The organism is Blautia caccae (assembly GCF_040095955.1).
Taxonomy (GTDB): domain Bacteria; phylum Bacillota; class Clostridia; order Lachnospirales; family Lachnospiraceae; genus Blautia; species Blautia celeris.
Map to the genome: position 1 here is coordinate 155,915 of NZ_JBBMFP010000011.1, position 11,145 is coordinate 167,059.

The 11,145-nt window shown below is 48.5% G+C and carries 8 protein-coding genes; all 8 read left to right on the forward strand.

Annotated features, from left to right (window positions below):
- Window positions 1-38 precede the first annotated feature (38 nt).
- Complete coding sequence (locus WMO65_RS14080; protein ID WP_148393154.1) at window positions 39-2,573, forward strand: YhgE/Pip domain-containing protein; 2,535 nt, start codon at window positions 39-41, stop codon at window positions 2,571-2,573.
- A complete protein-coding gene (locus WMO65_RS14085) occupies window positions 2,570-4,750 on the forward strand; it encodes a YhgE/Pip domain-containing protein (protein WP_148393153.1) in 2,181 nt (726 codons plus the stop codon). The genes WMO65_RS14080 and WMO65_RS14085 overlap by 4 nt, the downstream gene beginning before the upstream one ends.
- Window positions 4,751-4,774: 24 nt before the next feature.
- On the forward strand, window positions 4,775-5,359 hold the full coding sequence (locus WMO65_RS14090) for a response regulator transcription factor (RefSeq protein ID WP_148393152.1): 585 nt from the start codon (window positions 4,775-4,777) through the stop codon (window positions 5,357-5,359).
- Entirely contained in the window at window positions 5,356-6,381 is a 1,026-nt protein-coding gene (locus WMO65_RS14095; protein ID WP_148393151.1) for a sensor histidine kinase, read from the forward strand. The genes WMO65_RS14090 and WMO65_RS14095 overlap by 4 nt, the downstream gene beginning before the upstream one ends.
- A 154-nt stretch (window positions 6,382-6,535) precedes the next feature.
- On the forward strand, window positions 6,536-7,321 hold the full coding sequence (locus WMO65_RS14100; protein ID WP_148393150.1) for an ABC transporter ATP-binding protein: 786 nt from the start codon (window positions 6,536-6,538) through the stop codon (window positions 7,319-7,321).
- Window positions 7,315-9,327, forward strand: a complete 2,013-nt coding sequence (locus WMO65_RS14105; protein WP_148393149.1) for an FtsX-like permease family protein — start codon at window positions 7,315-7,317, stop codon at window positions 9,325-9,327. Before WMO65_RS14100 ends, WMO65_RS14105 begins: the two co-directional genes overlap by 7 nt.
- 91 nt (window positions 9,328-9,418) lie before the next feature.
- Entirely contained in the window at window positions 9,419-10,045 is a 627-nt protein-coding gene (locus tag WMO65_RS14110) for a type IV toxin-antitoxin system AbiEi family antitoxin domain-containing protein (protein WP_243128832.1), read from the forward strand.
- Window positions 10,038-10,958, forward strand: coding sequence for a nucleotidyl transferase AbiEii/AbiGii toxin family protein (locus WMO65_RS14115; RefSeq protein ID WP_148393148.1), 921 nt, complete (start codon window positions 10,038-10,040; stop codon window positions 10,956-10,958). The genes WMO65_RS14110 and WMO65_RS14115 overlap by 8 nt, the downstream gene beginning before the upstream one ends.
- Window positions 10,959-11,145 lie beyond the last annotated feature (187 nt).

Consider the following 11,145-nt stretch of genomic DNA (forward strand, 5'->3'; position numbering starts at 1 on the left):
GCGGGCACCGGCAGAAAAATGAACACAGGAGGCAGGTTATGAAGAAGGTATGGCAGATATTCATCAGAGACTGCAGAAGGCTGCTGCGCAACCCCGTAGCAGTGATCGTGGCAGTAGGGATCTGCATCATTCCGTCACTGTACGCGTGGTTCAACATTGCAGCCAATTTTGACCCTTATGCAAGTACAGGGGATATCAAGGTGGCAGTGGCAAACAGTGATAAAGGCGCAGAGAATGAGCTGACAGGCAGACTGGATGCAGGCGGTGAGATCGTCAGCAATCTGAAAGAGAACGATGCGCTGGGCTGGGTTTTTACAGATGAGAAGAAGGCAGTGGAGGGCGTAAGATCAGGAGAATATTATGCAGCCATTGTCATTCCGGAAACCTTCAGCCGGGATATGCTGAGCATTGTAAGCGGAGACTTCCACAGGCCGGAATTTACATATTACATCAACGAGAAGAAAAATGCCATTGCCCCTAAAATAACAGATACCGGGGCAGAGACTGTGGAGAAGGAGATCAACAGCACCTTCACTGCCACCGCGTCGAAAGCAGTGGCTGACATAATAGAAAAATCCACAGGCTCCCTGTCGGAGAAACTTTCCGGTTCCCAGGACAGTCTGCTTGAAAAGATCAGCCGTGTATCGGAAAATATCAGGGAATACCAGAATGGACTGGAAAAATTTGGGATCACTGCGGACAGTTCTAATGAGACTATAGAGGACACCAAAGGAACGCTGGACGCGCTGAAAGAGGTAGCCGGGGAGGGCAGCTGTGCCATTGACAAGAGCAGTGAAATCCTGGAACACGCAAGGACAGCAGCGTCTGAATTTTCCGCAGGGATGTCATCCGCTCTCTCGGAGGGGCAGACTGCGCTGGCGGATATAAACGCTGCGTCAAAATCCGCGATCGGTGAGATCAACGGAAAGATCCTGGAAATAAACGGCCAGGTGGACGGGATGATCACCAGAGCGGATCAGGCGGTTTCCCTGGGAGAAAGTGTCCTTGATAACCTTGAAGCCTTTCAGGAAGCATACCCAACAGATGCCATGGCATCTGTGATCGCTTCCCTGGAAGCTGAGCTGGAGGGGCAGAGACAGATTGTTTCAAGCCTCAGACAGGGAAATGACAGTATTGGCAGTTCTGTGGAGACAGCATCCGGTGCCCTGACCCAGGTGGATTCCATCCTTCAGGAGGCAGGGGAGCAGTTCCTTAGTTCCAGGGATACCTTTGACCGGCAGGTTCTGCCGGGGATCAGCGGAAACCTGGATGCTTTTTCCGGACTGTCGGGCAGGCTTTCCGGCCTTCTGGACGGGGTGGAGCCGTCTGCGGAACAGGTAAAATCTGTTCTGGACGAGCTTGCCGCAAGCCTGGATGACATACAGGCAGTCCTGGTGAGCACGGGAGACTCCCTTGACAGTGTGCAGAACATACTGGAAAACGCTCAGACAGATTTAAAGGCACTGGAAAATTCCAAATCCATGGAAGTACTTATGGATCTTTCCGGCATTGACGGGGAATCTGTGGCAGATTTCATGTCCTCGCCGGTGGAGGTGGAGACAAAGGAAGTCTATAGTATTGAAAACTATGGCTCTGCTTTAGCGCCCTTTTATACGAACCTGGCAATCTGGGTGGGAGGTATTGTTCTGATCGCCATTTTCAAGCTGGAGGCAGATAAAGAAAAAGTGGGGAAATTTTCGGCTGTACAGGGATATTTCGGGAGATGGCTGCTCTTTGTGGCTTTCGGAATCGTACAATCCCTGATCATATGCCTGGGAGATTTATATCTTCTCAAAATACAGTGCGCAGAACCGGCAGCATTCTTATTTGCCGGGGTATTTGCTTCTTTTGTGTATGTAAATATTATCTATGCACTGTCTATTACCTTCAAACATATCGGAAAAGCGATCTGTGTGATCCTGGTCATTGTACAGATACCCGGCTCTGCAGGGACATATCCCATAGAGATGACCCCGGGATTTTTCCAGGCGCTTCATCCTCTGCTGCCCTTTACTTACGGCATAAATGCCATGCGGGAAGCAGTGGCAGGTATTTATCGGTACCATTATCTGAAAGATATGCTGTGCCTGACCGTTTACATTCCCATAGCACTTTTGATCGGCGTTGCTGTGCGGCCTCTGCTGCTGAATTTAAATCTGCTTTTTGACAAGAAACTGGCACAGACGGACCTGATGCTCTGTGAAGAAAACGGGATACCAAATGAGAGGATACGCCTGTCTTCTGTGGTGCGTATGCTTGCAGGGCAGGAGGAGTTTAAGGCGCAGCTGTATGAAAAAGCGGCAGAATTTGAGATTAGCTATGAGAAGAGAATCAGACGGGGATTTTTGGCTATCCTTGTGATCCCTCTCATTTTCCTGGTGCTTATGTTCAGCATTGATTCCAAGATGGTCTTCCTGGTACTCTGGATCACCTCCATCATAGGCATTGCGCTTTATCTCATCTGTCTGGAATATATTCATGAGAGCCTGAACCGGCAGATGCGGCTCAGTAAGATGAGCAGGGAGGAACTGCATCAGGTACTGGAAAGTAAGAAGGAGGGCAGCAGCAAATGAAAAATATATGGAAAATTTTCCGGGCAGATGTAAGCCATATTAAAAACAATGTCATTGCGCTGATCGTCATTCTGGGACTCACGGTTGTGCCTGCCCTCTATGCGTGGTTTAACATAGCTGCAAGCTGGGACCCCTACAGTAATACAGGGGGGATCCGGGTGGCTGTGGCAAACGCGGATGAGGGATATGAGAGCAGCATTGTTCCTGTCAAGATCAATATGGGAGATACAGTCATCTCAAGCCTCAGGGCAAATGAGCAGATGGACTGGGTCTTCACTGACAAAAAGAAAGCAGTGGAAGGTGTGAGGTCCGGAAAATACTATGCGGCGATCGTCATACCGAAAGCATTCAGCAAAGATATGATGACAGTCTTTTCCGATGATGTGACACACTCCAGTCTGATCTATTATTCCAACCAGAAGGAGAATGCCATTGCACCCAAGGTCACGGATAAAGGGGCGGACTCCATACGGACGCAGATTGACGAAATCTTTACAAAGACGATCAGCCAGATTGGACTGGATGTGATGAATTCCCTGTCCTCCTATTTGAATCAGGACGGCACAAGGACCATGATCGGAAATCTTGCAGGAAATACAAAGAACAGCGCGGATGATCTGAGAGGGCTGGCTTCCACCATGACAGCATTTTCGGATATGATGGATTCCATGCAGGGGATTTTGGATACCACATCCTCCCTGCTGAAGCAGTCCGGAGAGAGTACAGAGGCCGGACTGGATGTACTTAAGGATACCGGGGAGGGCATGGAGGGCCTGAGCAGCAGTCTTTCCGGAACCACAGAGGTTATCAGCCAGGTACTTGAGGACAGCGGTTCCTATTACCAGGCTGTCTCCCAGGTGATTGATGAAACCTTTGCCTCCATGGAGGATAATTCCCAGAATGCAGCATCCAGCCTTTTGGGACTGTCTGATGTGACCCAGAGTGTGATTGACAAATATACGGATTTCAGGGACAGCCTGGCCGCTGTCCGGGATGCCCTTCCCGTGGGAGGAGAGCTTCTGAATCCCCTGATCAGCAATATGGAGGAACTGACCGCAGGACAACAGGCATTAAAAGATAAACTGGATGAGACGGCAGAAAAGATCACAGATACGGCTGCGGATATAGGCACATACCATGGCCAGCTTCAGCAGATGGCGGATGACAGCGTACAGCAGATATCGTCTGTACAGAGTGACTATGAGGAAAACCTGCAGGCAGAGCTCGGGGAACTTTTCGGAACCCTGGGTGATACAGGCACATCTGTGGCAAATGTGATGGAAAAACTGGATGACAGCCTTTCCGGTCTTGGCAATATCTCAGACAGTGCCTCCTCGGACCTGGCAGAAGTGAGAAAAGCGCTGGACACCTCAGCTTCCCTTCTGACAGAGGCTGCTGATAAGATTGAGGGCGTGTCAAAAACACTGGGGGACGCTGTGGACAGCCAGGATTCGGATGTGCTGAAAAATCTGATCGGCAGCGACCCGGCATCTTTAAGTTCGGTGTTGGCAGCGCCTGTGAAACTCAACCGCACGGCTGTGTATTCCGTGGAGAATTACGGCTCCTCCATGGCGCCTTTCTATTCCTCCCTGGCAATCTGGGTGGGCGGAATCGTGCTGGTAGCCATGATGAAGGTAAACGTCTCCCAAAAGACCACGGACAGCCTGAAAAATGTGAAGGAATACCAGATGTATCTGGGCAGGTATATTCTGTTTTTCCTCATGGGACTTCTGCAGAGCGGACTGATCTGTCTGGGAGACCTGTATTATCTGGGAATCCAGTGTGAGCATCCGTTTTTGTTCGTGCTGGCCGGATGGATGGCAAGTGTGGCATTTGTGAACCTGATCTATACCCTTACGGTATCTTTTGGGGATATCGGCAAAGCCATATGCGTGGTGCTCCTCGTCATCCAGGTGGCAGGCTCCGGCGGAACCTTCCCCATAGAGGTGGCGCCTGCGTTCTTTAAGAAAGTATATCTGTTTTTGCCCTTTACGCACAGCATGGCTGCCATGCGGGAATGTATCGGCGGATTATACGGAAATACCTATTGGACGGAGATGGGCAGACTGGGACTTTTCCTGGCAGCATCCCTGCTTTTGGGGCTGGTACTCAGAAAGCCGGTGATTCGTCTGAACCATGCATTTATGGAAAAACTGGAAAGTACGAAAATCATGTAAGGGTAAAACGAAGGAGGATGGAACGTGGAAAAGATTTTGATCGTGGAGGACGAGGAAGAGATTGCCTGCGGGCTGTCCTCTCTTTTGAAGAACCAGGGATATGTATGCGATGGCTGGGACGGAAGAGGAAATGCAGTGGAGATCATAAGAGAAACAGCTCCTGACCTGATCCTGATGGATATCAATCTGCCGGGGCAGGATGGATTTGCTCTGTGCAGGGAAATCAGAAATGCCTGCTCCCTGCCTGTTATCTTCCTCACAGGCCGCAGCACCTCCATGGACGAGCTGGAAGCTCTGCAAAGCGGCGGGGATGACTTTATCACGAAGCCCTATAAGGCACCCATTCTGCTGGCGCGGATTCAGACTGTGCTGCGCAGAGTAAAAGGCCCGTCAAAGCCTGCGGTGCTTCAGTATCGGGGCATCACTCTTGACCTGGGGGCTGCCCGGCTGACTTACGGAGAAAAAAGCCTGGAGCTTGGCAGAAATGAGCAGAAGATATTACACCGGCTCTTTGAGCATGCCGGAAATATTGTGAGCCGGGAGAAGCTGGCCGCCATAGGCCTGCCCGGCCTGATACAGACAAAAAGGGGGATGGGGTATAAGGTATGAAGTTCAGAGAGTTTTTGGGGGACAGGACAGGCGTAGTGCTTTTGCAGCTTGGTGCAGCCTGGGCTCTTTTTGTGTTTTTAACAGCGCTTGGGGTACAGTCAAGGGAAGCAGCCCTGCTTCTCATTACCTGGTTCGGGATTTTTGCTGCCTGGACCGGGTTTTCTTTTTACAGGGAGAAGAAATATTTTACAGAGCTTATGGATACGGTCAGGGAAATGGAAAAACCATGGCTGGTCACAGAGATCTTAAAAGCACCGGATACCTTTGAGGGAAAGAAATACTGGGAAGCCATGAGAATTTCCATGAAGGCCATGGAGGAGCAGGTGTCTGAGGCAGAGCAGAAGCAGAGGGCATACCGGGAATACGTGGAAAACTGGGTCCATCAGGTCAAGCTGCCTCTCACAGCGGCACAGCTTATCTGTGAAAATGAGAAGAGCAGAGACAACCGCCGCATCTTAAAAAGCCTGGAAAACATAGACAGGGAGATAGAGCAGGTTCTTTATATGAGCCGCATGGAAAATCCGGAGCAGGATTACATCATACGAAGGATAACAATGGAATCCTGCGTGGCCCGGGCAGTTGCTGCCGACCAGGAGACGTTCAGGCAGAGAGGCGTAAAAATTGAGACGGAAGGTCTGGAGACAGAAGCCTGTACGGACAGCAAGTGGTTGACTTTTATGCTGCGTCAGATACTGTCCAACAGCCTGAAATACATGGAGGAATCCCCCTGTATAAAAGTCCGGGCACGGCGGAAAGAAAATACCGTGCTCTTAATCGTGGAGGACAACGGATGCGGAATCCGTGAAAGCGAGATGGGAAGAATCTTCAACAAGGGGTTCACGGGCAGTAATGGGAGAAAGAACAGGGAATCCACAGGGATGGGACTGTATATCTGCAGGGAGCTCTGTAAAAAGCTGGGGATGGCTGTCCGGGCGGAATCTGTATGGGGGGAATATACAAGGGTCGTATTTGAGATTCCCATAGCGGAACAGGCATCTGTGATGTCTGTTCACAAGGTATGAGGGCCGGCCAATGCATCCTCTGCCTTATCTTACGAATATGTAAGATAACATTCGGTAAAATCACAGGTAACCTGCCCTCCTGTTTTCTATAATAGAGGAGTAAAAGGAACACTTGTGCAGTTGCCAATGGAAGAAGAAAGGCAGGGAATGGAATATGGCGGAAGTTCTGAGAGCGGAACAGATAGAAAAATATTACGGTACAAAGGATAATCTGAAAAAGGCACTGGATGGTCTGAGTTTCCAGGTGGAGGAAGGGGAGTTCACCAGTATAATGGGGGCTTCCGGCTCAGGCAAGACAACACTGCTCAACTGCATTTCCACTGTGGACTGTGTGAGTGCAGGGCATATTTATCTGAACACAGGGAAGCAGGGGCCTTCCGGGATTATGGATATCACTGCAGTGGAACAGGGAGCACAGGCAAAGTTCCGCAGGGAAAATCTGGGGTTTGTGGTACAGGATTTTAACCTTCTGGATCGTCTGACCATTGAGGAGAACATTGCCCTTCCCCTGGTTTTGCTGAGACTGCCGGCAGAAAAGGTGCACGCCAAAAGTGTGGAGATGATGGAGCGGCTTGGAATCGGGGAAATTGCCTCCAGATTTCCTTACCAGGTATCAGGAGGGCAGAAGCAGAGATGTGCCTGCGCGAGGGCGCTGATCAAAAAGCCGAGAATCCTTCTGGCAGATGAGCCTACCGGGGCGCTGGATTCCCGCAGTTCCCGGCAGCTTATGGGGCTTCTGGGGGAACTGAACCGGGAACTGCAGGTGACGATACTCATGGTGACCCATGATTCTTACTGTGCCAGCTTTGGAAAACGTGTCCTTTTTTTGAAGGACGGAAGAATTTTTAATGAGATCGTCCGCGGCAAAAAGGAACAGCAGGAGTTCTATGAGGAAATCCTGCAGGTACAGTCCTTTCTGGGAGGTGACGTGTCATGCTGAGAAAACTTTCAAGGAGGAATGCGCTGCGCCAGATGCGGGATTATGCGGTGTATCTTCTGACATTGATCCTGTCTGTGACATTGATGTATTCCTTTCACCTGCTGGTGTTTTCAGAGGAGATAAAAGCCATTCTGGGTGAGTGGTCCATGATGCCTTTTATCATTATTTTTATCAGTGTTATCATTGTACTGATCCTGGGCAGGCTGGTGAGCTATATTACGGAGTTTATATTCAGGAAAAGAAGCCGTGAGTTCGGGACTTATATGATGCTGGGCATTGAGAACCGGGAGATTGCCGGAATGTTTGCCCGGGAGAGCATAACCATAGGAGCCGCGGCATGGCTTGCAGGACTGGTAGGAGGTACTTATTTTTACCAGATCTTAAAGGCCATGGTGATGCACTTATTTCTGCGGCCTTTCCACATGGGGCTGGAATTTTCATGGGGAGCGTTTTGTCTGACCAGTGTGTACCTGGTCTGTATCTTTTGGCTGTCAGGCAGAAAGGTAAAAAAGAAAGTAATGGCAGTCAGCATCCGGGAACTGCTCTCTATGGACGCGGAGAATGAGAAGGCGCCTTTAAAGAATAAGAAACAGAAGAGGATACTTTTTCTGCTCTCCCTGCTCGCTTTGCTGCTGGGATGCTGTTCTTTTGGGGCACTTCTGTACTGTGAGATCAACAACGACGCCGGGGGTGCGGCAGCCTTATTCGGGCTGTCCATGATCGTGCTTTCCGTGTTCGGTCTCTTTATGAGTTTTCCTGTGGTTCTGGAACAGAAGCTTAATAAAGTGAAATGGAAATACAGGGGCAGGAATCTGGTTCTGGGGCGCATATATTCAGGCAAGATTCGGAATCTCAGTCTGACCTTTGCCAGTGTCAGCATTTTGTTTCTCCTGGTATTTCTGGCAGTGAGCCTGGGGTTGTTTTTTAACAGGCGCGTGGATGGCCGGGTGAATGAGACGGCATTTGACTTTGCTGTAGGGTCCCTGTACGGGCAGAAGGATCTGCAGCCTTTTAAAGAGTATGTACAGAAGGAAATACCGGAAGCTGCCACTGCCGATTATCAGGTATACACCTCCGGCAGGCGTGATTTCGGCGCGTATTTTTCCACGGAAAATATGGGGAAATTCATGGCATTTTCCCACATGGACGCCATGGAAAATGACTGTTATATGGCAATGTCCGTGTACAAAGAATTAAGAGATATGCTGGGTATGGAGAAGGTAAATCTGGAGGAAGACAAGTATTATATGCACTGCAGCGGCTTTGCAAAAGAAAAGCTGGAGCGGTATGCCGGTACCCGGGCGCTGACAGGAAGCGGCCGGAGCATTCCGGCCGGCACAGACAGGGAAAAGGACGCGGCACTCTCCTTTGGCGGGGCATTCACAGGTGCGTTTTTCCAGCAGGAATTTTTCGGGAATGGGAGCTACTATCTGCTGATCGTGCCGGACCGGGTGGCCAAAAACATGCAGGTGATTGAGGAACTGTATGTGGGAGTGGCGCCAAAAGAGCTCTCCATGGAAGTATATAAGGGAATCGCAGCCATAGCGTGGGAAAATCAGATGCATGTGACCGGCAAGGCGGAAATCCGGGAGAGCGGGGCCTCTATTGTCATGAGTCTTTCCTTCCCTCTGTTTTATCTGGCATTTATCCTGCTGGCTGCGGCGGCAACTATCATGACTGTGCAGATATTGAGTGATCTGGAGCAGGAGCGGCAGCAGTTCCGTATACTTCAGGAATGTGGCATGGATAAGGCAGAACAGAGGAAGATTCTGCAGAGATATTTTGCCGTCTATTACTCCTTCCCCGTACTTCCCGCCGCTGTGGGAGGTGCCGCAGTGTACATGGCGATCACAGGCAGCGTCAACTGGGATGCGTACCAGGGAATGACGCTGGTAGGATTTGGAGAGGGAATAGGTATCCTGGGAGTGACGGCGGGGGTGTTTTTCAGCATCTATCTGGTTTACTGTCTGAGTGCGTATATTTCTTTTAAAAAGGCAGTTTTGTAAAAAAGAGTCCGGCGTTGACAATATGAAACATTGGGCATTGTGATTTTTTTGATTTTATGCTACAATAAAGCATACAAAAATGTAAAATTGTATGCTGAAAGTTGGTGCCTGTTTGAATAAAAAGGAAATTGTACGAAACATAATAAAGGAAAAGGGCGGTATTGTAAGAACTTCTGATTTTCTTGCAGCCGGTATGAAAAATTATGAGGTTGCCGCACTTTGCAGAGAAGGAATAATAGAGCGAATCCGGCATGGATATTATCAACTTCCTGATAATACCATGATAACAGAAGAACAGCTGATTAAAGAACTGCTCCCTCAGGGAATTATTTGTGTCGAATCAGCCCTTTTTCATTATGGATATAGTGACTTTGCCCCGCGCGAGTGGTCGATTGCGGTGCCGCGAACGGCAGTCAGGACAGTTAAGCGGGTGCAGGAGATATCCATGAAAACCTATTACATTCAAAGAGAGTTTTTAAATCTTGGCAAGACGATGGAAAACTTCAGTGGTATTTCTTTGCCTGTCTATGACCGAGAACGTACACTTTGTGATTGCTTTAAATATCGCACAAAGCTTGATAATGAACTCTTTAATAAGGCAGTCAATTCTTATGCAGCAGATGAGAAAAAGAATCTTGCCAATCTTTCCAAATATGCGAAAACAATGCGTCTTTACACAAAAGTAATGAATATAATGGAGGTGCTGTTGAATGGCTGATGTAGCTGCGTCTGTACTTGCACGCCTTAAAAAGATTGCCAAAGAAAGCGGGAGAAGTTACCAACTTTGTCTGCAGCTCTTTTGCCAAGAGGAGTTTCTGCGCCGTTTAGAGAAATCGAAATACGCGGAAAATCTTGTATTAAAGGGCGGACTTTTCATCTATTCGCTTACCGGTTTTGACAGTCGTGTTACCGTAGATGTGGATTTTCTGCTTCAGAAAATTCCGAATACACCGGAACAGTTGAAAGTGGTGCTGGAAGAAATCATTGCTTCCCCTACTGAGCATGACTTTGTGTCTTTTGAAATCAAAGATGTGGCACCGATTGCTCTGGCAAAAAAATATGCGGGTGTCGGAGCTTCAGTCGTGGCTTATATTAAAAACACTCGCACGCCATTTGGGATTGATTTCGGTGTGGGAGACATAATCGTACCAAAACAGGAAAAGCGCAAGATACCGACGCAGCTTCCTGACTATAATGCACCTATGATCAATACATATTCACTAGAGACAACTATCGCTGAAAAAATTGATGCAATCCTTAGTTTAATGGAGTTTTCCAGCAGAATGAAAGACTATTACGATATATATTATATTGTAAATAAGTTTGATTTTGAAGGCAGAGTGTTGTCAGAAGCATTGCACAGAACTTTTGTAAACCGTGGACATACGTTCAGTATAAAACAGTTTGAACAGGTTATGGGATTTGGCGATGATGCGGCAATGCAGAAGAAGTGGAAAGCTTTTGTCCGTAAGATCAATACCGATACGGATGATTATGGCACCGTTCTGGAAACAATAAATGTATTTCTTGCCAAACCATTTGCCGCGGCAATAGAAGGTATAGAATATACAGCAGATTGGTCTGCCGCAAAGGGAGAATGGCAAGAAAGTTTGCCGGAGATCTGTAAGTGAAATATAAAGGTATTGCTACATAACAGCAGTCAAAATTCAATTATGATTTCATAAGGGAACAGTGGGAATAATTAGGAATACAGATACAAAAATGTCGGCGGAAGTGTCATTGATATGCCCCCTGTCAAGTAGACAGGTTAAATATCTAAAATGAAATGCAGATGAACGATCACACAGATTTGTGTGG